Origin of the sequence: Chryseobacterium angstadtii (assembly GCF_001045465.1) — a bacterium.
GTDB classification, from domain to species: domain Bacteria; phylum Bacteroidota; class Bacteroidia; order Flavobacteriales; family Weeksellaceae; genus Chryseobacterium; species Chryseobacterium angstadtii.
Genome location: NZ_LFND01000003.1, coordinates 42,587 through 68,020, shown reverse-complemented (window position 1 = coordinate 68,020; position 25,434 = coordinate 42,587). Strand labels below are relative to the sequence as shown.

Below are 25,434 nucleotides of genomic sequence, written 5' to 3'. Positions count from 1 at the left end.
ACATATGAATTTAACTACTAAACTGCTTTTGGGATTTGGTTTAAGTGCTGGTTTTTTAGGCTATTCGCAAGATTTAAGTAAGATAAATCCAGTATTAACTGGGGCTCCGTTTCTAAGAATTGCACCTGATGCAAGAGCTGGAGGTATGGGAGACCAGGGGGTAGTAACCTCACCGGATGCATTTTCACAATTCTGGAATGCGGCAAAATATCCTTTTAGCAGAACAAGTTCTTCCGTAGGTCTTAACTATACGCCTTACATGGGAAAACTTACCAATGATGTATTTTTACTATATGGTGCATTCCATAAATTCTTAGGACAGGAAGAAAGATCCACCATTTCTGCGAGTATTTATTATTTCAACATGGGTGAAGTAGATCTTACTCAGCTTGTAGGTTCAGAAGTAACTTCAATGGGTACTTCAAAACCTAATGAATTCTCCATAGACGTGGCTTATGGTCTGAAACTTTCAGATTCTTACTCCATGGCCGTTACCGGTAGATTCATCCGTTCAGATTTAGCCGGAGGTTTCAACACAGATACTACCCTTAAACCTGCGAACTCCTTTGCAGTAGATGTTTCCGGGTACTATACTTCTCCAAGATTTTCAAGTTTCGGAGGCTATGACGGTAAAGTGAACGCAGGTTTCGCAGTACAGAATCTAGGTCCGAAATTAGACTACACCGGAAATGAAGAATCCAGATCTTATCTTCCGACTATGGCAAGATTAGGGGTCGGGTACGACATGTATTTAGATGATATGAACAGAATCGGTCTAAGCGTGGAAGGTTCAAAAATCCTGGTAACAGGTTCTGAGTACGTGGGAATAGATCCTAATACAAGACAGCCTAGATATGAAGTTCCTAACGTAGGAGTAATGGCCGGTATCGGAAAATCTTTCAAAAATAAAAACAGTATCATGTACAGTGGTGCTTTAGAATATTCTTATGACAATGCATTTGCAGTAAGAACAGGTTACTTCCACGAAAGCGAAGAGCAGGGAGCAAGACAGTTCGCTACAGCAGGTATCGGTTTGAAATACCGTTCTTTCGGACTGGATATTTCTTATCTGATCAACATGTCTAAAATCAACACCGCTTTGGATAACACCCTTCGTTTCGGTCTTACCTGGAACATTGGTGAAGAAACATCGAATGTAGATAATTAAGAACATTTTCACACAGTATAAAAAAAAGCCTCATTTCTATGAGGCTTTTTTTGTGAATAGCAGCAGCGAATGGATATTGTGAATTGTGAATTTTACTTCGCAAGTGAATAATTAATTTACAGAAAGGTAAAAAGAAAATTCATTGCAAAGCAAATTGACAGCGAAGCTTATTCACCATTCACATCATTGACCGCTGACTTTTAAACTAAAAACAGTACAATCCCTCCTACCCAATTCATCATCAACCCAACCCTCCAAATTGCCAATTGACAAATGATTACAGAAATATAATATTTAAGTTTGCAAAAGTCTCATTTTTATGAGGCTTTTCTTGTTTCCAATAATTAATTTTGTAAAATGAACTATTCAGCAGAACTTAAAAAATTCGTTACCAGCCAATATGTATATTCTGCGATCAGAATTACGCTGGCAACTGTTCTGCCCTGTTTAGTCCTGGCCCATTTCGGAATTCTGAAAGAATATTTCCTATTTCCTCTCGGAACCAGCTTTGTGGCCCTTTGTGATCAGCCCGGCCCTTTCATCAGAAGAAGAAATGCTCTTACATTTGCTATTGTATGTTTTGTACTGGTAGCGCTTATTGCCAGTCTGGTCATGAATTTCAGGGTTCTTGTTCTGCTCGAAATCGTAGTGTTTGGAATGTTTTTCTCCCTTATCGGAGTATACGGACAGAGGCTTGCTGCAGTAGGCTCATTATCTTTGGTGGTAATGGCGATCTTTATTGACGGTCATCTTACAGGAGGTAATATTTTAAAGAGTCTGCTTATTTTTGCATCCGGTTGTATCTGGTTCCTGTTGATATTCCTGGTGGTCATTACCATTCAGCCTTATAAGCTGGCAGGTCAGATGATCGGGGAAAATTATCTTCAGCTGGCAGAATTTTTAAAAATTAAGGCCAATTACTATCAGAAAAATCCGGATTTCGATAGATTAACCATCCAGGTCATTGCCAAACAGGTAGGAATCAAAAACCTTCAGGAGGAAACCAGGGAAACTGTTTTTAAAACAAGGACCATCGTTAATGAATCTACAACCACCAGCCGTTTATTGATGCTGATGTTCCTGAATTCCATGGACCTTCATGAAAAACTGATGACTTCCGAAAGCGATTATCAGAAACTTCAACAGAGTTTTGAAGACAGCATGATTCTGGTGAACATTCACGATTATCTTAATCTCCTTGCGGAAGAAATTACCAATATCGGCATATCACTTCAAATAGGAACGCGGGCAAAACCACTGTTCGATCTGGAACTGGAACTGAAAAACCTTAATTACCATTATTTCGAACTCCGAAATAAGCAGATGACTCCGGATAATCTTGAAAACTTCATGATTCTCCGCCAGATCCTCATGCGTATCAACGAAATTACGAAGGAGATCAATGAGATTTACAAAGTATTTTCACAAAATATAAAACTGGCCAAAAGTCTTTCTACAGGTCTGGATTTAAAAAAATTCATGCCTAATGAAGAAAAACTTAATTTTAAAGTTTTAAGAAATAACATTTCACTGTCGTCTTCTCATTTCAGACATGCCATAAGAATTACGACCGCTCTTTTGGTGGGATATCTCTTTTCTATGTTCGATTTCCTGGGATTGGGGCATACCTACTGGATATTGATCACTATTACGGCTATCCTGAAACCCGCCTACTCTATTACAAAAAAGAGAAACCTGCTCCGTTTGTACGGAACTATTGCGGGAGCTCTTATCGCCTATGCAATTCTCCATTTTATACATATTAATGGTATTCTGTTTGCGATTCTGCTTTTGAGTATGATTATGTGTTTCAGTTTTCTGAAAGGCCGTTATTTCTGGGCTGTTCTTTTTATGACCATTTATATATTTCTGAGTTTTAATTTTCTGAATCCCGGAAATGTAGATGTCATCTTTAAAGACAGAATCCTCGATACTCTTATTGCCGGAGTGATTGCTTTTGCAGTATCCTATGTGGTTTTGCCCGTTTGGGAACATACCCAGAATCTGGATCTGATGAAAAAATCCGCAGCAGATAACCTGATCTATTTCGAGAGTGTTATTTCAAAGTTCCTGCAGGATGATTTTGATATTGAAGATTATAAAGTGAAAAGAAAAAATGCCATCATTTCACTGGCTAATCTTTCCGACAACTTCCAGAGAATGATTTCCGAACCGAAAAATCAACAGAAAAAACTGGAAGTGGTGCATCAATTTGTAGCTACTTCACACCTGATCACGGCGTACACCGCTTCTCTTTCCCAATATTCCAAAAACGACGAAAAGTATCCCGAAATAGATGCTGAAAGCTGGAGCCGGAAAATTGAAGCCGAAATGCAGCAGACTTCCGTTTTATTACACGGAAAAGAAATTCATGAAACCTTAAGAATGGAAAGCCGTCTGGAACCTGAAGATTCTTCCATTGAAGACATGCTCTCCAAAAGAAAAATGGAAATTGAGGAAAACGACCTCATCGACCGTAGAGATCCCGATAAAATTTCACATTTAACAGAGCTTAAAAACATCCACGATATCCTGGAGCTTATCTATGACGTAGCTAAAGAACAGAGAAAAGTGATTGAAAAATACAGAGCCGAAAAAGTAGAAGAATCCCAATAACTTTCCTTTCATGTTTCTTGTCTTATGGCAATTTGATTTTTAAGTAATTGCAATATCTTAGTTAAAAATCAACCATGGACAATCTGCCACTCCCGCTTTCATTACTTTTTGGAGTCACGACCTTTGTGACACTACTGCTATTTTGTTGGGTGGTTAAAAATTCTAAGTCATCGGTTGTAAGATCTCAATCAATAATTATCTTTCTTATTCTGGCTTGCTGGCTTATGATTCAGGCAGCCTTAACGCTAAATCATGTATACAACACCCATTTAAACTCATTTCCTCCAAAAATCGTACTTTTTGGAATCCTTCCTGCAGTCTTTATTATTATACTTCTTTTTAATGTAGAAAAAGGGAAACTCTTTATTGACAACCTATCACTTTTACATATTACTTATCTTAATATAATAAGGATCTTTGTTGAAATAACCCTGCACAAACTTTTTCTATACAAAATGGTACCGGAGCTAATGACATTTAAAGGAATAAATTTCGATATTCTAATGGGGATTTCTGCTCCCTTTATTGCTTATCATGGCATCAAGAGATCAAAAATAAGTAGAAACCTCATTTTATGTTGGAATATCATAGGTCTTGGATTGCTGTTAAACATCGTAACAATTGCTTTTCTTTCAGCTCCATCGCCAGTTCAAAAAATGGCATTTGACCAGCCTAATATTGCCTTACTATACTTTCCGTTCAGCTGGCTTCCTACATTTATTGTTCCTGTTGTTCTTTTTGGGCATCTGGTTTCAATTCGACAACTATTAAAACATAAATAGTCTACTCTTCCACAATCGTAAAGCAGTAATCATCAAAAAATTCTACCCTTGCTTTAAATTCATCAGAGAACTGCTCGTCATACACTCTGCAGCTTATTTTATGAAGATGTTTCAGCTCGAATGGCTTCACTTCATAATTTTTCTTCAATGACCAGTATTTGGAATGGTGAATTTTATACATGCTTTCTTTCACACTCCATATAATTGTATAGAAAGCAGCTTCGTTATCTTTAGGAATAAACCCTCTTTCATTTTCGTAGGTGAATTTATCAATCACTCTTAAAATCTTTGGGTTGAATTTTTCAATATCAATCCCGATTTTATTTTTAGAAACAGCAATAGCAGCAAAAGGAAAAGAATGGGTGATGGAAATTTCAGCATCTTTAGGAGCCAGAAAAGGCTCTCTTTCTTTGTATAGAATTTTGGAATGAGGTTTTAAGCCTTTCAGAAGCTTACGTACCATCAGCACTTCCAGAAGCTTTTTAGGATGATAGTCTTTTACCTTTTCGGCATTTTCAGGTTCCAGTAGTTCATGGATATCAAGTTCTTCGCTTTCTTCATATTTCCATACAAGGATTGTAGCATTGTCATCTGAAAAATCTCGGTAAAGGGGCATTCTTTTTTTATTGGATAAAAGTAGTGAAAAGATGTGGAAGATGAAAGAAGAAGGGAGAAGGAAGCGGGAAGATGGAAGCTATTGAAACTGAAAATAGAATTGCTGCAAAATTGCAGGACACTTGTATTAATTTTTGTCCTCAAAAAAAAATACCCTTGTCAAGGTTTGAAACCTTGACAAGGGTAATATCCCGCTTCTATATATTATTTAGACTGATGATTTACATCATTTCTATGCTCAAGAATTTCAAGATTTTGGTCTACAAAATATGCACTTCCGAAGCCGTTTACATAAGAACCTTTTACAGGCTGCAAAGCGATAAGGATGAAGTCCTGCATTTCTGAGATAACATCCACCACTTTTCCGTGGGTATCTTTCAATTGGGTAATTACGGCATTCCAGGTTTCAGAATCTCTTTCAATCTGGGAAGGAGCTGCCTCGATGGTTAAACGTTCACGGGCATATATTTGTTTGGTAGCTGATTCATCCTCAATAAATAGTACTGAAGCTTTTCTTCCGTCGGCAAGATTTTTTGTATGTTTTGCCATAAAAGAGACCAGAATATATAATGTGTTATTTATCTGTACAAAAGGGGCATAGCTTGAATTCGGAACTCCTTCTGCATCTGTTGTAGCCAGAATAACACTTTGGGTACGTCCTATCAGTTCTTTTACTTTTGGAGCAACCGGTCTTGCTTTTCTGTTCGCTTCTTCCTGAGTATGGTTTTGATTCATAGTATAAAATTTTTATCCCAACAAAATTAGTTATTTAGATTAAGACTAAATAATTTTAATTCATGTATAATCTCATGAATCCGAACTTCATCCCGTGTTTTTTTATCTAAATTATTAATTGTAATTTTGCATTTCGTTATCAACTGAATTTAAATTTATTCATTACATATGAGTACTACAACACAATACGTTCCTTATAAAGTAAAGGACATATCCCTAGCAGAATGGGGAAGAAAAGAAATTACCCTTGCAGAAGCAGAAATGCCAGGTTTGATGTCTATCCGTGAAGAATACGGGCCGTCTCAACCTTTAAAAGGGGCAAGAATCGCAGGATGTCTTCACATGACCATCCAAACTGCTGTGCTTATTGAGACATTGGTAGCTTTAGGAGCTGAAGTTACATGGTCTTCTTGTAATATTTTCTCTACACAGGATCATGCTGCTGCTGCTATTGCTGCTGCAGGAATTCCGGTTTATGCATGGAAAGGTCTTAACGAGGAGGAATTCGACTGGTGTATTGAGCAGACTTTATTCTTCGGAGAAGACAGAAAGCCATTAAATATGATTTTGGATGATGGTGGAGATTTAACGAATATGGTTTTCGATAAATACCCTGAATTTACAAAAGATATCAAAGGACTTTCTGAAGAAACCACTACAGGAGTACACAGACTGTACGAAAGAATGAAGAACGGAACTTTAGTAATGCCTGCCATCAACGTAAATGATTCGGTAACTAAATCTAAATTCGACAACAAATACGGATGTAAAGAATCTGCAGTGGATGCTGTAAGAAGAGCTACAGACGTTATGCTTGCAGGAAAAAGAGTGGTAGTTTGCGGATACGGAGATGTAGGTAAAGGTACTGCTGCCTCTTTCAGAGGTGCCGGTTCTATCGTTACCGTTACTGAAATCGACCCAATCTGTGCACTTCAGGCTGCAATGGACGGTTACGAAGTGAAAAGATTAGATACTGTTGTAGACAACGCAGATATCGTAATCACTACTACAGGTAACTTCAACATTGTAAGAGGAGAGCATTTCCTTAAAATGAAAGATAAAGCGATCGTTTGTAACATCGGGCACTTCGATAACGAAATCGATATGGCTTGGTTAAACAAAAACTACGGTCAGACAAAATCTGAAGTGAAGCCTCAGGTAGATATCTATACCATCGAAGGTAAAGAAGTAATCATCCTGGCAGAAGGAAGACTGGTAAACTTAGGATGTGCAACAGGACACCCAAGTTTCGTAATGTCTAACTCTTTCTCTAACCAGACTCTGGCACAGATCGAGCTTTGGAACAACTCTGCAGCTTACAAAAACGAAGTTTACATGCTTCCTAAGCACTTAGATGAAAAAGTAGCGGCTTTACACCTTAAAAAATTAAGCGTTGAACTGGAAACTCTTTCTCCGGAACAGGCTGAATATATCGGTGTAGAAGTAAAAGGGCCATTCAAGCCTGAATACTACAGATACTAAGATTTTTAAAATCACATATAATAAAAGACTTTTCAGGTTTCTGAAGAGTCTTTTGTTTTTTCCGGTGGTTCCATTCTTAAACGCAAAGGCCTAATAGAACTTTTACAGTTTTAAGGGAAGCAAAGAGGTGTGACTGCATCACTAAAAAAGCGTGCACTTTATCCATACGCTTCATCGAATCAATCAAAGATTGATTCTACCTTTGCTTTACTTGAAGTATTTGATATTAAGATCAACTTTGCGTGAAAAGAGATCATTCAGACTATTTCAATTAATTATAAACTTTTGTCACTTAGAATTTTAAAGAAGCTGTTTCCCGCTATCCGCTTCTACTCCTCGCTCCAAAGCTATTTTGCCTGGCCTGCTGTGGGGTAACCGCTTCTATCGGGGCTAAAAATGGATGGTGAATGATCAATTTTAGATGATGGATTTTGGATGATCATGCCTGTGAATATTCAATAGGAACGGACTTTAGTCCGTTTTACTATAAACCAAAATCACCCGGCTTTAGCCAAAGCTTAAAGATAAATAAGACATCTGCTCCGTATTTTACCCATATTTTCCCTTTGTCGCAGGTAATTGTATAAAAAATGAATATATTTAGCCCGATAAATAAAACATTGAATTCATGAAAAAACAAAGAGTATCGAATGCATTCGTAGCCGCGTCTTGGGTAGCATTGGGAGCAGGAATGGTAGGCTATATTACAGGACTTGCCAGAGCGGAAATGCAGCTTAATGAAAAAGGATATTACTTTACGATTCTTCTTTATGGTCTTTTCGCTGTTGTTTCTCTGCAGAAAGCAGTTCGTGACCGTTTAGAGAATATTCCGGTAACAGATATTTATTATGGGATCTGCTGGTTTGCCACTTTATCCTCCATCGTTCTTCTGGCGATTGGACTGTGGAATGCCACTATACTTCCTAGTGAAAAAGGATTTTATGCGTTTGCATTTCTCCTCGCTCTTTTCGGAGCTATTTCCGTTCAGAAAAATACACGGGACAATATGGCCCAGGAATAAAATAAAACCGCCTCATCTTCCGATGAGGCGGTTTTTGTATCATAACAATGTTTTACAGATCAAAATGATTCGGGTGCTTGGCCTTGATATCATCTACGGTTCCCAGTACTTTATCTTTCAAAGAATCCTGATATTTCTGAAGATTTTCCGCTACTGCATCATCTGAACTTCCCAGAATCTTTACCGCCAGAATTCCGGCATTCAGCGCTCCGTTTAAAGCAACAGTCGCTACAGGAATTCCTCCCGGCATCTGAAGAATAGACAATACAGAATCCCAGCCGTCAATAGAATTGCTTGAAAGGATAGGAACTCCTATAACAGGCAAAGTGGTACAGCTGGCTACCATTCCCGGAAGATGTGCTGCACCTCCGGCACCTGCGATGATGACTTTCAGTCCTCTTTCTTTTGCCGTTTTCGCATAATCAAACATTCTTTCCGGCGTTCTGTGTGCCGAAACTACAGTAAGTTCATATGGAATATCGAGGCTTTTCAAAAAATTAGCAGCCTGTTCCATAATCGGCAGATCGCTCTGGCTGCCCATAATAATTCCTACCATCTTCAATTTTTATTAGATTTTCAAAGATAAAGAATAAAAGTCTTTTTTTAAAATCACAAATTAATTCATTCTTCCAATAAGGAAGCCGGAATAGGGAAACTAAACAATTTAAAAGATCACTATACTCTTATTTTTATTTTCAAATATTCCATCATACTATAAAACACCCCATCAAAAGACCAACAGTAACTTCCAGCCTCCCTATTCCCTATTCCCTATTCCCTATTCCCTATTCCCTATTCCCTATTCTTCATTCTTCATTATTCACTTTTCACTATTCCCTTCCAATTCCTTATCTGTATCAGTTGAAATCATATAAACTGTACCCATAAAATTCAATTCAGAACAGATATATTTGTTCGCTATACCTGAATTCACCTTGAAAGATTACAAACTTATTTTAGCTGTTCTCACTGTTGCCATTGTTTGGGGCACCACGTTTTTAGCAATCCGCGTTGCTGTAGAAACTATTCCTGCCTGGTTTGTAGCCGGAATCCGTCAGTTTCTGGCAGCCCTCATTATGTTTCTGGTTCTTGTTTCAAGAAAGGAATTCAAATGGATAGGCTGGAAAAACCTGGGATACCAGATCATTTTTGCATCACTGATGCTGGTTGTGGCCAACGGAATGACGACGGTAGCTGAAGAAACAGTCTCCAGCAGCCTGGCATCGCTTATCAGTGCCTGCTCTCCTATTCTTGTATTTTTAGGAAGTCTGGCTGTGGGTTTGCAGAAATTCAGTTTCCGGGCTCTTGCAGGTGTCATGCTGTGTTTCAGTGGGATTCTTTTTATTTTCTGGGACGGGTTACAGGATCTCGCCAATCCGCAATACAGAATGGGAATGATTTTTCTTTTCTGTGCGATTGCCGGATGGGCTTCCGGAACCATTTTCACCAAAAAGCTCAATATACAGAGCGGCAATATTACGCTGAACCTGTTCTATCAGTTCCTATTTGCAGGCGTTGTACAGGTTATTTTCGCTTTCATATTCTCAGATCATTACAATTTCGGAAACTGGACACTGAAAAGTATTTCCGCGATGTTGTATCTGGCAGTATTTGGATCTGTGGCAGCATTTTTTGCCTTTCATTACGCCCTTACTAAAATCTCTCCGGTACAGGTTTCTATTCTGGCTTATGTGAATACTGTGATAGCTATATTTCTGGGTTGGCTGATTATGGATGAGAAAATCTCCCTTAAATTTATTCTCGCAGCCGTCATGATTATTTGCGGTGTATTTATTATTAATTATAAACCGGAGATGTTCCGGAAACAGAAAGTGGCAGAAGGAGGTGCTTAGTGAATCCTATTTTTTTTAATAGAAATCTGCGAGACCTTAAAACAATTGAACCATTAAGTTTTTTAAGCTTTTTAAGCTTTTAAGAATATTAAGGTGCGCTTCGCTTGTAAGAAGTTGCAGCTTAAAATCACTGTAGCTTGAGCAAAGATTTTTTGTATTTTAGCTTGGAAAAATAAACTATGAAACAAATTACAGCAGTCCTTTTTATTATTCTGTCTTTTATGATTTCTGCACAGGAAAATAAATATTCAGATAAGGAATTTCAGCAAAAACTGGATTCAATTAAAACGGAAGGAAATTTATTATATTCTCACGAAAGTGCTTCCTGGAATTCCGGTGACCTTATGGCTGCGAACCAAAAACTACGGGAGATCGCTCAAAGCTATTTGACCTACAAGAGTAATGACACTATAAAAACTATATTTCTGAATAAAGATGAGAGTCTTGTTGTTGCCGAATACTCTTTTAAAGACAATCAAAAAAAGCCTGTAAAAGAAAATTTTCAACCGAGAAAACCCAATACTACGGAATTGAATTTAAACAAAATCAGAAGCGAGGTTATTTCCCAGCTGTCGGATCCTAAATATGAAGTAGGAGTTCCGGAAGGCTATAGTCTTAATATTATTGTGCTTCCATTCAACGAAAATTATAAAGTATATCTTATTCCGGGTACCTCGCAATCAGGAGTAATCCCATTTGGGAATGATTTCTTATTTATAGCTGATAAAGATGGAAAGATTATTTCAAATAAAAAATTTCATTCACGACTCATTCCGGCTTTCACCCAAGGAGAAAACGGAATTACAGTAACCATGACCACCCATAGCCATTTAAACACCAATCCTTTTATTTCCGCCACGGATATCTGTACATTCAAACTTTATGCTCCTTTAACAAAGCTTGAAGCGTTTTCTGTCTATTCCGGTGCATTAGGTACCTATATGCAATACAATTATAAAAAGGATTCCATTGAGAAAGTGAAGAGACCTTAGTATATACAAATGGTAAGAATTTACATTTCTTCTTTTAACTATTCATAAAAATCTGCTTAATCCGCCCGATCTGCGGAAACTTTATTCACGCAAAGAGCAAACGAATTCAATCATAAAAAAGAGCTGCAATCATCATTACAGCTCTTTATCTTTATCTCAATTTCAGGTCTTATTCAGCGATAACTTTTACCATACCTTTCACTTTCACCAGCTTTTCCATCAATTCTTCTCTGGAATCGGCCAGTACATTGATGTGCCCCATTTTTCTTCCGGGCTTAGTTTCTGTTTTTCCGTAGAGATGGATGTACGTTTGTGGAAGTTTCAAAACATCGTCCATCCCTTCATAGATTACTTTTCCGGTATACCCTTCTGCACCAACAAGGTTCAGCATTCCGCTGTATCCAAAAGCGTCTGTATCAGCTAAGGGCAGATTCTTCACCACACGGTACATCTGCTCAAACTGGGAATTGGCATTTCCTTCCTGGCTTTGATGTCCCGAATTATGAAGCCTTGGAGCCGTTTCATTTACCCAAACCTTCCCTGTTTTATCAAGGAATAGTTCAATAGCAAAAAGTCCCGGGGAATTGACTGCATTCAGAAATTTCTCCGTAATGGAATCAATTTGTCTCTGAATATCTTCACTCAAAAAAACCGGACAGATATTAAAATCAAGCAGATTCAATTTAGGATCGGCTACCATTTCTGTTACCGGGAAAGTCTTTGTTTCACCGTTTTCATTTCGGGCAACAATCACGGAAAGTTCTTTATCTATATCTACCAGGCTCTCGATTACGGAAGCTTCTTTCCATAAATGCTGGTAATCCTCTTCTGTTTTAATTACCTGAACACCTTTTCCGTCATAGCCGCCTGTATTCATTTTCTGCACAAAAGGCAGCGGCATCATGATCTTCTCGTCACTATTCCATGCCACCTGGAATTCAGGACTTGGAATGTCATGGGTTTTATAGAATTCTTTCTGAAGGATTTTTTGTTGAATCGTTTTAATAATGGCTACATTCGGGACTACTTTTATTCCCTGTTTTTCAAGTTCAGCCAAAGCGTCGGCATTTACATGTTCTATTTCGATGGTCACTACGTCTTTATCCTTCCCAAAATGAAGCACGGTTTCGTAGTCATTGAAATTTCCTTCTGTAAAATGCGAGATATTACTGCATGGTGCATCAGAAGCCGGATCCAGTGTATAAAATTCGTCGTCATATTTCAGCGCACTTTGTATCAGCATCCTTCCCAGCTGTCCGCCTCCTAAAATTCCTATTTTCATTCTTACTTTTATTTTTTCTATTAGATTTTTTTGCTGGAAATTCTACTGGACTTTATCAATCTTCAAATATCCCAGTCCCATTGGGTTTTCCTGGTTTTCAGCATCAGATTTTGTCAGAACGATAGAATATTTCGCTCTCATTTTTTCCGGCAGAATGTCATTCACATTGAAAATATCATCAATATCAACACCGTGTTTATCATCTACATGACTTACAGCTCCTTCAAAGCCCATTGTCTGATAAAATTCTGTAGCTTTTGCTCTTTTTATGATTTCTCCCATCGATTTTCCTACCATCAGATGTTGCTCATGAAATTCTTCAAAAAAGCCTTTTTTATAGCCTCCCAGGTTTAGAAAATACAGCTGCTCTTCTGAAGCCTTCTCTGTTTTTTCTACAATTTTCACTTCATATCCGTCAGCAAATCTTACTTCCTGATGGCAGTCTAAATGAATCTTTCCTTCTGCTTCTTTCCAGAAATCATTCATATCGGGAACGAGATCTTTAAGGTTTTCAGCAATTCCAAAAAAAACATCATGCTGCTCAATATTCCTGCCTTTGGGCGTTGCACCTAGAATAACATAAAATAATTTCATTTCATTTTTCATTTGTACAAAAATACGTCAAATTTATCTTTTTTAAACGTTTGGCAGACTACCACAATAGTTTTATATTTGTAGCATGTCAGAAATCATCATTCTGTTCCTCGGCGCGGTTTCAGCCGGTCTTTTAGGTTCACTTACGGGTTTGGGAGGAGGAGTTATCATTATTCCTTTATTGACGCTGGGTTTCGGCGTTCCTATGCATTATGCAATTGGTGCTTCTTTAATTTCTGTAATCGGTACATCTTCCGGTGCGGCGGTAGCTTTTGTAAAAGAAGGTTTTACCAATATGCGGATTGGAATGTTTCTGGAAATCGGGACTACGGCAGGAGCGATTATGGGAGCTTTGGTTTCGGGAATGCTAAATCCCAATACCATCGGAATCATATTCGCCAGTATTCTGTTGCTGACCGTTATTCTAAATCTTAAAGGAAAACCGGATCATCAGGAACCTTTAATCAAAGGAAGTCTTGAAGAAAAGTTGAAACTCTACGGAACTTTTCCTGATAAAGGGGTTTTAAAAAATTATTCGGCAAGAAATACAGTTCCTGGATTTTTAATGATGATGTTTGCAGGCGCAATGTCCGGGCTTTTAGGAATCGGTTCAGGTGCATTGAAAGTGCTGGCTATGGATAATATGATGAAACTGCCATTCAAGGTTTCTACCACGACAAGTAACTTTATGATTGGTGTAACGGCTGTTGCCAGTGCCCTGATCTATTTTCAGAGAGGAGAAATTATTCCTGTAATTGTAGCTCCGGTACTGATTGGTGTGGTCGTAGGAAGTTTCATAGGCTCTAAAACGCTGATGGTATCCAAAACAAAGAAGTTAAAAGTATTCTTTGCCATTGTGATCACTATTTTATCAGTGTATATGATGTATAACGGTATCAATAAAAGCTTCAGATAATGAAAAAGAATTTTACAGATGTTGATCTGAACCGTTCGGTAGGAAATCTTCTGAGACTGGGTGTTATTTTGTCTGTGGCCACCTCATTGATCGGGTTTATCAAACTTTTCACAGAAGGTTTTGAAATGCCTAAGAAATATTCTTCCCTGGACATGGGCTCTTCTTCTGAAAAAGTATGGGGAATGTTCTGGAATTCTTTATGCAAAGGTGAAGGTATGGCCATTATCCAGCTGGGAATTTTACTGCTGATCTTTACGCCGCTGGTAAGAATTATTTTCGCTCTTATCGGGTATTTAAAAGAAAAAGACTACGTATATGTAGTCATTTCTTCTATTGTTCTTGTGATTATGGCGATCAGCTTTTTTACAGGCTACGCTCACTAATTTTTTACATTTCATAAAACTCCAAAGGAAGCTGATCCGGATCCTGGGTAAAGAAAAACTCTTTCCCGGTATATTCGTCTATCCTGATTTCTTCACAGATAAGGCCTTTTGCGATGAGTTCACCTCTTTTGGCACCCACATTCTCTACAGAAAACGCCAAATGTCTTAAACCGCATGATTCCGGACGGGAAGGTCTTGCAGGAGGGTCAGGAAAAGAGAACAGTTCGATGACATAATGGTCTCCTATAGCCAGATCGAGCTTGTAAGACTGCCTTTCTTCACGGTATACTTCACGGATGATATTCAGGCCTAAAACTTCAGTATAGAATTTTTTTGAAACTTCATAATCTGAGCCAATAATGGCAATGTGGTGGATCTTCATTTTATATTTATTTCATGTACATTATTCAAAACCTGGAAAAACAGTCTGAAAAATGACAATATCGAGTTATTTTATTTCTTTACAGCCATCTTTTCTTCTGGTATCAATGATGTACTGAATTTTCCAGTCGTTCTGCTGTTTAACCAACTGAAAACTATTCGCTCCACAATGTGAAAACTTCCCTTTAAAATAGAATGAATAAGGCGTAAACACACTGGCAAGCCCGCCATCAGTATGAATGGCATCAATGATGATCTTTTCATCCAGATCGTCTTTTGAAAACTTAGAAACAGAAGCGATAAATTCCTGTACGTTTTCATTTTTTACGGTTCCGTCTTTGGCGATGCTCTGTAAAATGGCATTATCCGCAAAAGCAGTTTTCATCAGTTCAGGATCTGCATTTTTCATGCCTAAAAACAGATTACGGATGGGTTTTTCTATTTCCTGGTTCTGCTGTCCGAAACAGAATGTGGAGAACAATAAAGCGGCTGCTACCAATTTTTTCATGTTGATTTCAATTAATCTGACTCAATAAAAGTAGGAAAAATCCTTTAAATAATTAAAATTAACAAAGTTTAAAAGATGAACGATGCTGCTTTATTCGGAAATAGATTATTTTTATCCGTTTATTTGATACTATGTGGGGAATTTATTTGTTTTTGACTGCACTGCTGGTCCTTTTGACGATACTGCCTAAAATTCAGAATGCTCACTGGATATTCAGGGTTCCTGAATTCGGAAAGATCCAGATCACTTATGCGGTAGTTTTTACTTTTATTACAGGGCTTTTTCTTACCCATTCACAGTATATCTGGTATACACAGACGCTTTTACTGGCGTTGTTCATTCATCATGGTATTACCCTTATAAAATATACACCGCTTTATCCCGTAAAAAAACATACACAACGAAGCCAATCTTCTGAGAAGCTGCATTTTATTTCCGCTAATGTTTATCAGTTTAATAAAGAATACAACCGATTTATTGAACTTATTGAAAAATATAAACCCGAAATCTTTATGACGATGGAAAGCAATGGCGACTGGGAACAGGCCATGAAAGTCCTTGAAAAAGATTATCCCTTCCATCATAAAGTTACTCTTGAAAACACATACGGAATGCATTTCTACTCAAAGCTGGAGATTAAAAGTGCACAGACTCATTATTTCGTGGCTGATGATATTCCGAGTATTGAAGTTCATTTAAAGACTAAAGACGGTTTTTCATTTGTATTCTTTGGGGTTCATCCGCCTCCACCGAGCCCTACGGAAGAGGAAACTTCGAAAGAAAGGGACGGAGATCTCCTAAGTGCAGCAAAAAGGGTCAGAGATCTTAAAGACCCTGTGATTGTAGTTGGGGATTTTAATAATGTTGCCTGGTCGAAATCCTCTGTATTATTCAGAAAAACGAGCCATCTGATTGATCCCAGAATCGGACATTCTTTTGTGTCTACTTTTCACGCTAAATATCTTTTGCTGAGATTTCCGATTGATCTCATGTTCCACAGTGAGGATATTTTCATTAAAGAGCTTAAAACTCTTGAAAATTTCGGATCAGACCATCTTCCGGTGTATTGTGAGTTTTTTATTGACCATCATAATGACGAACAGGAAGACGAGGTGGAAGAAGCCACAACAGAAGAGAAAGCTGAAGCGGAAGAAATGATTCAGGAAGGAAAAGAAGAGGATGGAAACCGTGATGCGATAGTCACTGAGGGATAAAATGTGAGCCCGTTTTTTTTAATTTTTATTTGTCAATAGATTTAAAAATACATTATCTGGTGTTTTTTGACGCAAAGTTTAATGGCTTACTCTTTAGATTTAAGGTTAGCTAAGAGGCGTGACTGTGTCACTGAAGAAGCGTGCGTTTTATTCATACGCTTCATCGAATCAATTACAATTGATTCAGCCTTTGCTCATCTAAAATAGGCATTGTTAAGATCAATCTTTGCGTCAAAAAACACTAAATGATGTATTTTTTTTAACGCAAAGCTTTTGATTTTAATTAGCTGCTGAATTTTATATTTCTTTCTCAGTAAATTCCATAAAAAAGTTTTTGGTAAAAGCATAAAAAAGCCGTTTCACAAATGATGAAACGGCTTTATATATTTTATACTAATCTCTTAGAATAATTCTTTTCTGATAATGTTCTGACTTCTTTCAGGTCCTACAGAAACCAGGTATACATTGATTCCTAAATATTTCTCAATGAACTCGATATATTTCTGAGCGTTATCAGGAAGCTCGTCATAGCTTCTTGCTTTCGTAATATCTTCGTTCCAACCTGGCAGATCCTGATAAATTGGCTCGTAGTTGTATAATTTTTCTGTTGAAGAAGTGAAATAGTCAATAACTTTTCCGTCTTCCGTTTTATAATGTGTTACGATTTTCAGGTTTTCGATTCCGGTAAGAACGTCAAGCTTTGTGATCACAAGATTATTGATCCCGTTGATCATACAGGCATGTTTTAAAGAAACAAGGTCTAACCAACCTGTTCTTCTTGGTCTTCCGGTTGTTGCTCCGAATTCGCCACCGATTTGTCTGATTTTTTCTCCTAATTCATTATCCAGCTCAGATGGGAAAGGCCCGTTTCCTACTCTTGTACAGTATGCTTTTGCTACACCGATAAGGTTTTGGAGTGATGTTGGCGGAACCCCTGCTCCTGTACAAACTCCTCCGGTAGATGGAGAAGAAGAAGTTACATATGGGTATGTTCCGAAGTCGATATCAAGCATTAGTGCCTGAGCTCCTTCAAAAAGAACGTTTTTACCGTCTCTGATGGCTTCATTCAGTTCAAGTTCTGTATCTACGATTCTGTCCTGAAGCTGTTTTCCGATCTCTAAAAATTCGTTATAAATTTCTTCAACGTCTAAAGTCGGTTTTCCGTAATATTTTTCAAAAAGAGAGTTTTTAACTTTTAAGTTTTTCTCAATTTTGTCTCTTAAAATCTCAGGATTTAAAAGGTCGATCATTCTGATTCCTACTCTTGCAATTTTATCTTCATAGCAAGGTCCGATTCCTTTTTTAGTTGTCCCGATTTGAGTTCCTCCGTGTTCTTCTTCACGGTAAGTATCCAAAAGAATGTGGTAAGGCATGATCACATGCGCTCTTCTGCTGATAAAAATGTGGTCAGTTCTCAAGCCTTTGCTTTCAATCTGTCCAACCTCTTTAATGAAAGATTTTGGGTTTACCACTACTCCGTTCGCAATGATACACTTCCCTTTGCACTGCAGAACTCCAGAAGGAAGAAGGTGCAAAACAAATTTCTCTTCACCTACATAAACCGTGTGACCAGCGTTGTCTCCACCCTGGAAACGAACTACATAATCCGATTTAGCCGATAAAACATCCGTGATTTTTCCTTTACCTTCATCTCCGTATTGAAGACCTACAACTACGTAAGTTGACATATTTTACTATTATTTTAGATTCATGCAAAATTACTTTTAAAAAATAGGGTGAGCAAATTATGAGGAGATTTTATTTTTGGGTGGAGTATTTAAGAAGATTATAATTATACTAAAACTAAGGACCGTATGACTATTGATCGCCATAGAGTCCTTAGTTTTTATTTGTAATAAATATTGAAGAATGATGTATTACAAATAATGCTTATTGCACATTCTCATCTGAAGGAGGTAAAGAAATTTGTGCATCAACGGTAAATGAATCTACTTCTTTGATTGTTTTTAATTCTCCCACATCGTTGCTTTCCATAGTCCCTATAATGACTCCAAACTCAAAAACATTGTCAACGGACATGCCTAATTCTTCCAGTTTGTCTACAATGGTATCCAATTTATGAATACTCATTTCATTGATCGTTAAAACAATATTTGATTTCATGTGATATTCTAAGGTGCTATTGCAAAGCCAGAACCAACATCCATTGTGGGCAGTGGCAGCTTTTGGGAAATCTTTTTCATTTCATTAATGATCTGGTGAGGAGAAGCCGATGGATATTTCTCCCACAGAAGTGCAAGAATCCCTGCCACATGCGGCGTTGCCATACTCGTTCCAGAAATAGTTCTGTAATAAGTGGGTGTAGGCCAGGAAGAATATACATCAACTCCTGCACAGGCAATATCTATTTCACCATACGGATTAATATGTCTGTTGGAGAAATTGGCCAAATTATTCCCTGAATCCAAAGCAGCTACTGCAAGAACAGATGGGCAATTAGCAGGACTTCCCACCGGATTGAACTGGCTCAAGGACCGCTTACTCTCATTTCCTGCTGCGGCTACTACAACCGCTCCTTTCGACAGAGCATTTACACCGGCTCTTTCATAGGCCACATCAAATCCCTGCCCCGGAAATACTTTTGACCCTAAAGACATAGAGATCACTTTGCAGCCGTTATTGGCAGCCCAATCCATCCCGTTAATAATCCATCCCTGTGCCCCACTTCCCTGATTGCTTAAAACCTTCCCTGCACAAATAATGGCATCTTTGGCAACACCATATCTGATTCCGCTAGTGCTAACATTACCACATGCCGTTCCTATACAATGGGTTCCGTGTCCGTGCATATCATTCACCTGTTCGCCGGGAACAAATGAATAAGTTTGTACATTACGGCCATTAAAATCCGGATGTGCGGCATCAAATCCTGTATCTAATATGGCCACTTTAACATCTCTTCCTGTGTAATTTGAGATATCGCTTCTTGTCTGTAAAATACCCCAGGTAGCCTGAGAAGACAAAGCAATTGATGAAATATCATCAGGAACGTATACAATTTTCTCTGGCTCCATATAGAACCCTCTATCCGATGTTTCTTCCAATATTTTCATTTGATCCTGATCTCCGCCAACCAAAGCAATTCCCAGTTCACTATAAAATAAAACATCAGCATCTTTCAGTTTTTCTTCAGTAATAGCTTCATTTTTGAAATCACCCGAGCTTGCAATTTTAAGTCCCAAATCGTTTTTTAATAATTCTGAGACATTCTTAAAAGGCTGTTTCTCATCCATAATTATGAAATAACGCCCAGTATATAACGGACGGGGATCAAAATCATAGATTACATCTCCGCCCTCAAATTTTTCATACGCCTGGATACTATCCATATTCTCTGTAGGAAAAGTCTGTTCTCCTAAAATTGGTTTTTTCATGGGTAATAATTTTTAATCGTTAGTTTTTTAATGTAAAACATGAATTATTTTTCATATTATATCTGACAAATAATTTTCTACCACTCTATTTTTATTGATACTAAATTAGAGTGAAATAACTAGTGAGTCAATTACCCGTTTGTGTAATCTATATATTAAACCATCTTCGAATGTATCGTTGGATTAAATACCAAAAATTGGTATCTTTGATTAAAATCAACACAATGGCAAAAAACACATCCATCTTATTAGGAGATTATTTTGATAATTTCATCAGCGAACAAATAAAATCCGGGAAATACTCTTCAGCAAGTGAGGTGATAAGAAATGCATTAAGATTGTTTGAATATGAAGAATCTAAGAAAACAGAATTGATCAATGAATTAAAAAAAGGAGAAAAATCTGGATTTGTTGAGAATTTTGACCGTAAGGAATTTCTGCAGAGTCTTCATCAAAAACATTCTGCCGACTCATGAATTACAAAATAAGCAAAGAGGCTTTAACTGATTTAGAGAAGATTTGGCTATATACTTTTGAAAATTGGTCATTAAAACAAGCAGACCATTATTTTGCTTTGCTGATGAATGAAATTGAATATCTATCTGAAAATCATCAGTCTGGAAAGGATTACAGTAAAATCAGAAAAGGATATTTCCGGTCAAGAGTAAAATCACACTTCATATTTTATAAAGTCAATATCAGGAATGAAGAAATTAAAATCATCAGAATTCTTCATCAACAGATGGATATTTCAACAAGATTGGATGAGTAGACTAAAAATTTTAAATGACAAGAAAGCCAGTCTATTTATTCAGTATCTTTGGTATTCTTGCTAAGTATTCCAAAATCCTCCGCACCATGAGCTCATCACAAAAAACATCCTATTTCTCTCCATCTCCCACCAGCGAAGTCAAGCTCTTCCACACTCTGTTTACTCCCGATACAGTTCCCGTAAAAGCTACTTTACTAATCATTCACGGGATGCAGGAACACAGCGGAAGATATACTGAAATCGCCAGCTATTTTGCAGACCGGGGAATAGCCGTACTCACCTATGACCATCTGGGACATGGAAAATCCGTGAAATACAAAAAAGACATTGGGTTTTTCCAACTGAATCAGCCGGATGAAAAACTGATCTCAGATGCTGAAGCCATGAGTGACTATCTGACCAAACAATATCCGGCTGTTCCTCATTTCGTTTTGGGACACTCCATGGGTTCATTTGTTACGCGTTGTCTGCTCCAGAGAGCAAGCGGAAAACTAAAAGGAGCTGTTATTGTAGGAACCGGAGGACCTTTAGCAGGCATCAATCTGATAAAAAGCTATCTGTCAATAACCAACACCATAGCGCCTCGTTATCCCACCTATCTCAATAAGCTTTTTAATACGGTTAACAATAAACCTTTCAGGAAAGATCCCGATTTCAATGATACAAGCTGGCTCAGCGTAAATCCGTCGAACAGAAAAGCTTTTACAGAAGATGAACTCTGCGGAGTTCCTTTTACCCACAATGCCTTTTACGCTTTGTTCAGCATCTATAAAAAAGCCACAGCCAGAAACTGGGCGGCTTCTATTCCTAAGTACTTTCCTATTCTGTTTATCAGCGGGCAGAACGATCCGATAGGAGATTTTGGGAAAGGCGTGATGCAGACCATACATAATTTAAAGAAGGATAAATTTAAAGATATCAGTTATACTATTTATCCCGAAATGCGCCACGAAATACTCAACGAGGAAATCAGGGAAGAAGTTTTCAATGATATATTTCAGTGGATGTCAAAGCATTTATAAAAGATAAGAGAGAGGCTTATTAAACATCTTCAATTTTTTTACTTTTTGGTTTATCGCGAAGGCGCTAAGCTTTTCTTACATGCTTTATGTTTTTAAGGCGCAAGGGATTTTATCTCCGATAAAATTGAACAACGCTGCGAATATCTAAACATTCATACTTTGCTGAAAATCTTCGATTTTCTTGCGCCTTAAAAACGTACTTCATTTAAATTCTTGCGCCATTGCGATAAACCAAAAAAATCTTTTTATAATCATGACTATCAAACCTTATAGGTTTTAAAAACCTATAAGGTTTACAGCAGCAGCCAATAAATCAGTAGCCACTGAAATAGAACACAGACATGCGCGATATATGCAACATCTGCGCGATAAAAATTATCATCAGAACCTAAAAAGATCACTTCATTTAGCCCAGAACAATCTCTCTCTCCACTCCTATCTCTTCCAGAAAAGTCTCATCATGGGAAATCACCAGCAATGTTCCTTGATAATCCTTGATAGACTCCGTTAAAATTTCCACGTTCTGTAGATCCAGATTGTTGGTAGGTTCATCCAGAATAATCATATCAGGAGCTTTATTACTGATTGAAAGTGCACATAGAAGTAGTCTCAACCGCTCACCTCCACTTAAAACCCCACATTTTTTATCCCATGTTTCCTTCCCGAACAAGAATCTGGACAACAGGGTTTTCACTTCAGATTCCGGTTTCGCACTGTCGTTAAACTGTTGTACAAAATCATAGATATTGATCTGTTGACCTATCAGAGAATATTCCTGATCAACATAAATTGTATTGAATACCGAACTTATTATTTTTCCATTCGAGGGACGGATATTTCCCAGCAAGAGTTGTATTAAAGTTGTTTTTCCGGATCCATTGGTCCCTTTAACTGAAATTCTTTCTCCACTGTGTATTTCAAGATTGATATGGTTTTTCCAGAGATTTTCACTGCCATATTTGAAATTAAGATCTTCAGCATTGACTAAAATTTTTCCGGAATGCAGATGGGAATCACTGAAATTCACTTTCATCTGATCCGAATTTTTCAGTGAAGAACGCAGACTCCTGAGATCGCCGGAAATCCCACTGATCTTTTCCGCATGAATACCTTTCAACTTAGATGCATTTTTCTCAGCATTATTTTTGAGAGTATTCATCATAATCCTCGCAACTCCTGATTTTTCCTGCTTCTGTTTTCCTCTGGCATCGAGTTTCTGCTTCCTTTCCATGGTTTCGCGTTCCTTTTCTTTTGCTTTTTTCAAGGCCCGTTCTTTGGAATGAATATCGTTGTTCAGGGCTTCCTGCTCAATCATTTTCTGTTCAGCATAGAAATCATAATTCCCGCCATACGTAGAAATTCCCTGATTCGTTAATTCAAATATAGTATCAGCAAGATTCAACAGCTTCCTGTCGTGGCTGACCATAACCACGGTAGAATTTGTCTGTTTGATAAAGTCATACAATAGTGTTCTGCCTTCCATATCAAGATGGTTCGTAGGTTCATCAAGTAAAATAATATCAGGATGATTAATCTGAATTCCGGCCAGAAAAACTTTTGTCTTCTGCCCTCCACTCAGGCTTTCCAACTTTTGACTGAGTTCCAGATCTTCAAGTTTCCAATGTTGCAGTGCATTTTGACATCGTTCTTCAATATCCCAGTCGTCATTTAAAATTTCAAAATATTCTTCATCCACTTCTCCGGCAGTGATCTTTTGAAGTGCATCGAGTTTTTTATCAATGGTAAGACATTCCGCAATGGTAAGATGATCAAAGCTCCCAAACATCTGCGGAACATAGTACCAATCCCCTTTGATCATTATATTCCCGTCTAAAGGCTGAATTTCCTGAGCCATCATTTTCAGGAGCGTTGACTTTCCAACACCGTTGCTTCCAACTAATGCTGATTTTGTATGAGACTGTATCGTTAAATGGGTAGAATTAAAAAGGAGATCTCCTCCCGGAAACCCGTAGGACATATTTTGTAGTAAAATCATGATTTATTTCTTAGTAATAATTAAACATCAGCAACGCAAGGTTACTGTTTGATCATATCGAAAAGAAATTAAATCCTACATGTCTGTATAATTGGGTTTTTGGAACAGCAAAGATAATCAATTTTAAATTATTATTTTTCTGATTAAAAACATTGCTTTTTTCTCTATCTAAAAGCTTACCTTGATTTCTCCGTCCAGAATTCTCATTCTCCGGAGAGGTGGAAAATCGAAGATTTGACGGGGTGGTTTAATAGAGTCTCGAATTTTATATCCGTAATATTTTTAATCTGCCCTTCTTAAACAGCCTATTATAAAATCGGAGGCAAAAGTAGAAAAGATTTTAATCAAAAATCCGTAACTTTGCCGCCTACTAAAATTTTTTATGGAAAGCATTAAAGTTCACGACAAAACTTTCGTTCCTTATTTGAAGGACGCCGAGATTCAGGAAATTGTAAAAGAAACAGCTTTAAAGATTTATGAAGACTACAAGGACGAGGTTCCTGTTTTCATCGGGGTTCTGAACGGAGTGATCATGTTCTTCTCAGATCTTTTAAAATACTACCCGGGCGAATGCGAGATTGCTTTCATCCAAATGAGCTCTTATGTGGGTACGGAATCTACAGGAATTGTTTATCAGAAAATGGAATTGACTAAAGATGTGAGAGACCGTCATATCATCCTTGTAGAAGATATTGTAGATACGGGAAACACGGTTGAAAGTTTATTCAAATATTTCACAGAAACGCAGCGTCCGAAATCTGTAAAACTGGCTTCATTCTTATTGAAACCGGATGTATACAAAAAGGATTTCAAGCTGGATTATATTGGAAAAGAGATTCCCAATAAATTTGTACTGGGCTACGGACTTGATTATGATGAGTTAGGAAGAAACCTTTCAAATCTGTATCAACTGGAAGAAGGACAAATCAACCATTAAATGCTGTTGGCTATTAGCTGATAGCTTTTAGCCTAAAAAAGTAAAATAAAGAAATTAATTTAATAATAACTTAAAAACGCTAAAGGCTAAAAGCAGATAAAAACCAAAAGCTAGCTGCCAATCGCCAGAAGCCCTTTAACATTATGATAAACATTGTTCTGTTCGGCCCTCCAGGAAGTGGAAAAGGAACTCAAGCCCAAAACCTGATCGAAAAATTCAATTTAAAACAGGTTTCAACAGGTGATCTTTTCAGATATAACATGAAAAACGACACCGAACTTGGAAAACTGGCTAAGTCTTACATCGATAAGGGAGAATTGGTTCCGGATCAGGTGACAACAGATATGCTGATTGATGAGCTTAAAAAACCTACAGATACCAACGGATTTATTTTCGACGGCTATCCGAGAACTACAGCTCAGACTGAAGCGTTGGAAACCATTGTAAAAGAGGAACTGAACGACAAAATTGATATCTGCCTGTCATTGGTGGTAGAAGATAAAATATTGGTGGAAAGACTTCTGAAAAGAGGAGAAACCAGTGGAAGATCAGACGACAGCAATGTGGAAATCATTGAAAACAGAATTAAAGAATACTATACTAAAACAGCAGAAGTAGCTGAACTTTACAAGCAACAGGGAAAATATGTTGAAGTAAACGGCGTAGGAGAAATTGAAGAGATTTCTCAAAAACTTTTTGCTGAAGTAGAAAAAATTAAATAATCGGGATAAGGGTACGGGATTGGAAAATTCGAATCCCGTTTCCGCAAC

Annotated in this window: 26 protein-coding genes; 15 read left to right on the top strand and 11 right to left on the bottom strand. The window is 37.6% G+C overall.

Translation table 11 applies throughout. The features are described from left to right. Positions 1–4: 4 nt before the first annotated feature. The 3 genes from porV to ACM46_RS08530 all read left to right on the top strand — a co-directional run bounded on the left by porV (position 5) and on the right by ACM46_RS08530 (position 4,566). Positions 5–1,168 (top strand): type IX secretion system outer membrane channel protein PorV, encoded by a 1,164-nt coding sequence (porV, locus tag ACM46_RS08540; RefSeq protein ID WP_048506239.1) that lies wholly within the window; start codon positions 5–7, stop codon positions 1,166–1,168. 357 nt (positions 1,169–1,525) lie between these two features. Next, a complete protein-coding gene (locus ACM46_RS08535) occupies positions 1,526–3,784 on the top strand; it encodes an FUSC family protein (protein ID WP_048506238.1) in 2,259 nt (752 codons plus the stop codon). Positions 3,785–3,858: 74 nt separating this feature from the next. Further along, positions 3,859–4,566: a hypothetical protein gene (locus tag ACM46_RS08530; protein ID WP_048506237.1), complete on the top strand. Its 708-nt coding sequence runs from the start codon at positions 3,859–3,861 to the stop codon at positions 4,564–4,566. 1 nt (position 4,567) lies between these two features. Here the strand turns inward: ACM46_RS08530 and ACM46_RS08525 are convergent, their stop codons facing one another. Both ACM46_RS08525 and ACM46_RS08520 read right to left on the bottom strand, forming a co-directional pair. Next, positions 4,568–5,182 carry a 4'-phosphopantetheinyl transferase family protein gene (locus ACM46_RS08525; RefSeq protein WP_048506236.1) on the bottom strand — a complete coding sequence of 205 codons (615 nt, stop codon included), beginning with the start codon at positions 5,180–5,182 and terminating at the stop codon, positions 4,568–4,570. Positions 5,183–5,385: 203 nt separating this feature from the next. Continuing rightward, positions 5,386–5,916 carry a HugZ family pyridoxamine 5'-phosphate oxidase gene (locus tag ACM46_RS08520; RefSeq protein WP_048506235.1) on the bottom strand — a complete coding sequence of 177 codons (531 nt, stop codon included), beginning with the start codon at positions 5,914–5,916 and terminating at the stop codon, positions 5,386–5,388. 168 nt (positions 5,917–6,084) lie between these two features. Here ACM46_RS08520 and ahcY point away from each other — a divergent pair, with 168 nt between their 5' ends. Next, complete coding sequence (gene ahcY / locus ACM46_RS08515) at positions 6,085–7,398, top strand: adenosylhomocysteinase (protein ID WP_048506234.1); 1,314 nt, start codon at positions 6,085–6,087, stop codon at positions 7,396–7,398. Between the two features lie 628 nt (positions 7,399–8,026). After that, on the top strand, positions 8,027–8,419 hold the full coding sequence (yiaA, locus tag ACM46_RS08510) for an inner membrane protein YiaA (RefSeq protein ID WP_048506233.1): 393 nt from the start codon (positions 8,027–8,029) through the stop codon (positions 8,417–8,419). Positions 8,420–8,471: 52 nt separating this feature from the next. Here yiaA and purE read toward each other — a convergent pair whose 3' ends face one another. Then, positions 8,472–8,975 (bottom strand): 5-(carboxyamino)imidazole ribonucleotide mutase, encoded by a 504-nt coding sequence (gene purE, locus ACM46_RS08505; RefSeq protein WP_047453694.1) that lies wholly within the window; start codon positions 8,973–8,975, stop codon positions 8,472–8,474. Between the two features lie 379 nt (positions 8,976–9,354). Between purE and ACM46_RS08500 the strand changes: the two genes are divergently transcribed. Then, the gene (locus ACM46_RS08500; protein ID WP_048506232.1) at positions 9,355–10,272 is read left to right on the top strand and encodes a DMT family transporter; all 918 of its coding nucleotides are present in this window, start codon (positions 9,355–9,357) and stop codon (positions 10,270–10,272) included. A 179-nt stretch (positions 10,273–10,451) separates the two neighbouring features. Continuing rightward, positions 10,452–11,264 (top strand): hypothetical protein, encoded by an 813-nt coding sequence (locus ACM46_RS08495; protein WP_048506231.1) that lies wholly within the window; start codon positions 10,452–10,454, stop codon positions 11,262–11,264. A 169-nt stretch (positions 11,265–11,433) separates the two neighbouring features. On the opposite strand, the gene ACM46_RS08490 is transcribed toward ACM46_RS08495, so the two are convergent. Both ACM46_RS08490 and ACM46_RS08485 read right to left on the bottom strand, forming a co-directional pair. Further along, a complete protein-coding gene (locus ACM46_RS08490) occupies positions 11,434–12,546 on the bottom strand; it encodes a 5-(carboxyamino)imidazole ribonucleotide synthase (RefSeq protein WP_048506230.1) in 1,113 nt (370 codons plus the stop codon). Between the two features lie 42 nt (positions 12,547–12,588). Further along, positions 12,589–13,140 carry a DUF1543 domain-containing protein gene (locus tag ACM46_RS08485; RefSeq protein WP_048507105.1) on the bottom strand — a complete coding sequence of 184 codons (552 nt, stop codon included), beginning with the start codon at positions 13,138–13,140 and terminating at the stop codon, positions 12,589–12,591. An 85-nt stretch (positions 13,141–13,225) separates the two neighbouring features. Between ACM46_RS08485 and ACM46_RS08480 the strand changes: the two genes are divergently transcribed. Both ACM46_RS08480 and ACM46_RS08475 read left to right on the top strand, forming a co-directional pair. Beyond that, entirely contained in the window at positions 13,226–14,056 is an 831-nt protein-coding gene (locus tag ACM46_RS08480; protein ID WP_048506229.1) for a sulfite exporter TauE/SafE family protein, read from the top strand. Then, complete coding sequence (locus tag ACM46_RS08475; RefSeq protein WP_048506228.1) at positions 14,056–14,439, top strand: DUF1634 domain-containing protein; 384 nt, start codon at positions 14,056–14,058, stop codon at positions 14,437–14,439. The genes ACM46_RS08480 and ACM46_RS08475 overlap by 1 nt, the downstream gene beginning before the upstream one ends. A 4-nt stretch (positions 14,440–14,443) precedes the next feature. On the opposite strand, the gene gloA2 is transcribed toward ACM46_RS08475, so the two are convergent. Together gloA2 and ACM46_RS08465 are read right to left on the bottom strand one after the other, a co-directional pair. After that, the gene (gloA2, locus tag ACM46_RS08470) at positions 14,444–14,821 is read right to left on the bottom strand and encodes an SMU1112c/YaeR family gloxylase I-like metalloprotein (protein WP_048506227.1); all 378 of its coding nucleotides are present in this window, start codon (positions 14,819–14,821) and stop codon (positions 14,444–14,446) included. Positions 14,822–14,887: 66 nt separating this feature from the next. Continuing rightward, positions 14,888–15,328, bottom strand: a complete 441-nt coding sequence (locus ACM46_RS08465) for a nuclear transport factor 2 family protein (RefSeq protein ID WP_048506226.1) — start codon at positions 15,326–15,328, stop codon at positions 14,888–14,890. Between the two features lie 131 nt (positions 15,329–15,459). Here ACM46_RS08465 and ACM46_RS08460 point away from each other — a divergent pair, with 131 nt between their 5' ends. Beyond that, positions 15,460–16,542, top strand: a complete 1,083-nt coding sequence (locus tag ACM46_RS08460; RefSeq protein WP_048506225.1) for an endonuclease/exonuclease/phosphatase family protein — start codon at positions 15,460–15,462, stop codon at positions 16,540–16,542. A 401-nt stretch (positions 16,543–16,943) separates the two neighbouring features. Here ACM46_RS08460 and ACM46_RS08455 read toward each other — a convergent pair whose 3' ends face one another. The 3 genes from ACM46_RS08455 to ACM46_RS08445 all read right to left on the bottom strand — a co-directional run bounded on the left by ACM46_RS08455 (position 16,944) and on the right by ACM46_RS08445 (position 19,937). Further along, positions 16,944–18,230, bottom strand: coding sequence for an adenylosuccinate synthase (locus ACM46_RS08455; RefSeq protein WP_048506224.1), 1,287 nt, complete (start codon positions 18,228–18,230; stop codon positions 16,944–16,946). A gap of 202 nt (positions 18,231–18,432) precedes the next feature. Continuing rightward, on the bottom strand, positions 18,433–18,666 hold the full coding sequence (locus ACM46_RS08450; protein WP_048506223.1) for a hypothetical protein: 234 nt from the start codon (positions 18,664–18,666) through the stop codon (positions 18,433–18,435). A gap of 8 nt (positions 18,667–18,674) precedes the next feature. After that, a complete protein-coding gene (locus ACM46_RS08445) occupies positions 18,675–19,937 on the bottom strand; it encodes a S8 family peptidase (RefSeq protein WP_053082686.1) in 1,263 nt (420 codons plus the stop codon). A gap of 224 nt (positions 19,938–20,161) precedes the next feature. Between ACM46_RS08445 and ACM46_RS08440 the strand changes: the two genes are divergently transcribed. From ACM46_RS08440 to ACM46_RS08430, 3 genes are read left to right on the top strand one after another with little or no spacing between them, the layout of a single operon-like run. Then, positions 20,162–20,413: a type II toxin-antitoxin system ParD family antitoxin gene (locus tag ACM46_RS08440; protein WP_048506222.1), complete on the top strand. Its 252-nt coding sequence runs from the start codon at positions 20,162–20,164 to the stop codon at positions 20,411–20,413. After that, a complete protein-coding gene (locus ACM46_RS08435; RefSeq protein ID WP_048506221.1) occupies positions 20,410–20,709 on the top strand; it encodes a type II toxin-antitoxin system RelE/ParE family toxin in 300 nt (99 codons plus the stop codon). The genes ACM46_RS08440 and ACM46_RS08435 overlap by 4 nt, the downstream gene beginning before the upstream one ends. 14 nt (positions 20,710–20,723) lie before the next feature. Continuing rightward, on the top strand, positions 20,724–21,731 hold the full coding sequence (locus ACM46_RS08430; protein WP_241485982.1) for an alpha/beta fold hydrolase: 1,008 nt from the start codon (positions 20,724–20,726) through the stop codon (positions 21,729–21,731). A gap of 406 nt (positions 21,732–22,137) precedes the next feature. Here ACM46_RS08430 and ACM46_RS08425 read toward each other — a convergent pair whose 3' ends face one another. Further along, positions 22,138–23,727 carry an ABC-F family ATP-binding cassette domain-containing protein gene (locus tag ACM46_RS08425; RefSeq protein WP_048506219.1) on the bottom strand — a complete coding sequence of 530 codons (1,590 nt, stop codon included), beginning with the start codon at positions 23,725–23,727 and terminating at the stop codon, positions 22,138–22,140. Positions 23,728–24,109: 382 nt separating this feature from the next. Here ACM46_RS08425 and ACM46_RS08420 point away from each other — a divergent pair, with 382 nt between their 5' ends. Further along, positions 24,110–24,664 carry a phosphoribosyltransferase gene (locus tag ACM46_RS08420; RefSeq protein ID WP_048506218.1) on the top strand — a complete coding sequence of 185 codons (555 nt, stop codon included), beginning with the start codon at positions 24,110–24,112 and terminating at the stop codon, positions 24,662–24,664. Between the two features lie 143 nt (positions 24,665–24,807). After that, a complete protein-coding gene (locus ACM46_RS08415; protein WP_048506217.1) occupies positions 24,808–25,386 on the top strand; it encodes an adenylate kinase in 579 nt (192 codons plus the stop codon). Positions 25,387–25,434: the final 48 nt, after the last annotated feature.

Excerpts from the sequence above, each read along its gene's own strand:
- porV (WP_048506239.1), top strand. The coding sequence starts at position 5 with ATGAATTTAACTACTAAACTGCTTTTGGGATTTGGTTTAAGTGCTGGT.
- ACM46_RS08525 (WP_048506236.1), bottom strand. The coding sequence starts at position 5,182 with ATGCCCCTTTACCGAGATTTTTCAGATGACAATGCTACAATCCTTGTA.
- ACM46_RS08430 (WP_241485982.1), top strand. The coding sequence starts at position 20,724 with ATGACAAGAAAGCCAGTCTATTTATTCAGTATCTTTGGTATTCTTGCT.
- ACM46_RS08490 (WP_048506230.1), bottom strand. The coding sequence starts at position 12,546 with ATGAAAATAGGAATTTTAGGAGGCGGACAGCTGGGAAGGATGCTGATA.
- purE (WP_047453694.1), bottom strand. The coding sequence starts at position 8,975 with ATGGTAGGAATTATTATGGGCAGCCAGAGCGATCTGCCGATTATGGAA.
- ACM46_RS08465 (WP_048506226.1), bottom strand. The coding sequence starts at position 15,328 with ATGAAAAAATTGGTAGCAGCCGCTTTATTGTTCTCCACATTCTGTTTC.
- ACM46_RS08440 (WP_048506222.1), top strand. The coding sequence starts at position 20,162 with ATGGCAAAAAACACATCCATCTTATTAGGAGATTATTTTGATAATTTC.
- ahcY (WP_048506234.1), top strand. The coding sequence starts at position 6,085 with ATGAGTACTACAACACAATACGTTCCTTATAAAGTAAAGGACATATCC.
- ACM46_RS08475 (WP_048506228.1), top strand. The coding sequence starts at position 14,056 with ATGAAAAAGAATTTTACAGATGTTGATCTGAACCGTTCGGTAGGAAAT.
- ACM46_RS08420 (WP_048506218.1), top strand. The coding sequence starts at position 24,110 with ATGGAAAGCATTAAAGTTCACGACAAAACTTTCGTTCCTTATTTGAAG.
- ACM46_RS08445 (WP_053082686.1), bottom strand. The coding sequence starts at position 19,937 with ATGAAAAAACCAATTTTAGGAGAACAGACTTTTCCTACAGAGAATATG.
- ACM46_RS08435 (WP_048506221.1), top strand. The coding sequence starts at position 20,410 with ATGAATTACAAAATAAGCAAAGAGGCTTTAACTGATTTAGAGAAGATT.
- ACM46_RS08415 (WP_048506217.1), top strand. The coding sequence starts at position 24,808 with ATGATAAACATTGTTCTGTTCGGCCCTCCAGGAAGTGGAAAAGGAACT.
- ACM46_RS08520 (WP_048506235.1), bottom strand. The coding sequence starts at position 5,916 with ATGAATCAAAACCATACTCAGGAAGAAGCGAACAGAAAAGCAAGACCG.
- gloA2 (WP_048506227.1), bottom strand. The coding sequence starts at position 14,821 with ATGAAGATCCACCACATTGCCATTATTGGCTCAGATTATGAAGTTTCA.
- ACM46_RS08460 (WP_048506225.1), top strand. The coding sequence starts at position 15,460 with ATGTGGGGAATTTATTTGTTTTTGACTGCACTGCTGGTCCTTTTGACG.
- ACM46_RS08480 (WP_048506229.1), top strand. The coding sequence starts at position 13,226 with ATGTCAGAAATCATCATTCTGTTCCTCGGCGCGGTTTCAGCCGGTCTT.
- ACM46_RS08455 (WP_048506224.1), bottom strand. The coding sequence starts at position 18,230 with ATGTCAACTTACGTAGTTGTAGGTCTTCAATACGGAGATGAAGGTAAA.
- ACM46_RS08450 (WP_048506223.1), bottom strand. The coding sequence starts at position 18,666 with ATGAAATCAAATATTGTTTTAACGATCAATGAAATGAGTATTCATAAA.
- yiaA (WP_048506233.1), top strand. The coding sequence starts at position 8,027 with ATGAAAAAACAAAGAGTATCGAATGCATTCGTAGCCGCGTCTTGGGTA.
- ACM46_RS08485 (WP_048507105.1), bottom strand. The coding sequence starts at position 13,140 with ATGAAATTATTTTATGTTATTCTAGGTGCAACGCCCAAAGGCAGGAAT.
- ACM46_RS08425 (WP_048506219.1), bottom strand. The coding sequence starts at position 23,727 with ATGATTTTACTACAAAATATGTCCTACGGGTTTCCGGGAGGAGATCTC.
- ACM46_RS08535 (WP_048506238.1), top strand. The coding sequence starts at position 1,526 with ATGAACTATTCAGCAGAACTTAAAAAATTCGTTACCAGCCAATATGTA.
- ACM46_RS08530 (WP_048506237.1), top strand. The coding sequence starts at position 3,859 with ATGGACAATCTGCCACTCCCGCTTTCATTACTTTTTGGAGTCACGACC.
- ACM46_RS08495 (WP_048506231.1), top strand. The coding sequence starts at position 10,452 with ATGAAACAAATTACAGCAGTCCTTTTTATTATTCTGTCTTTTATGATT.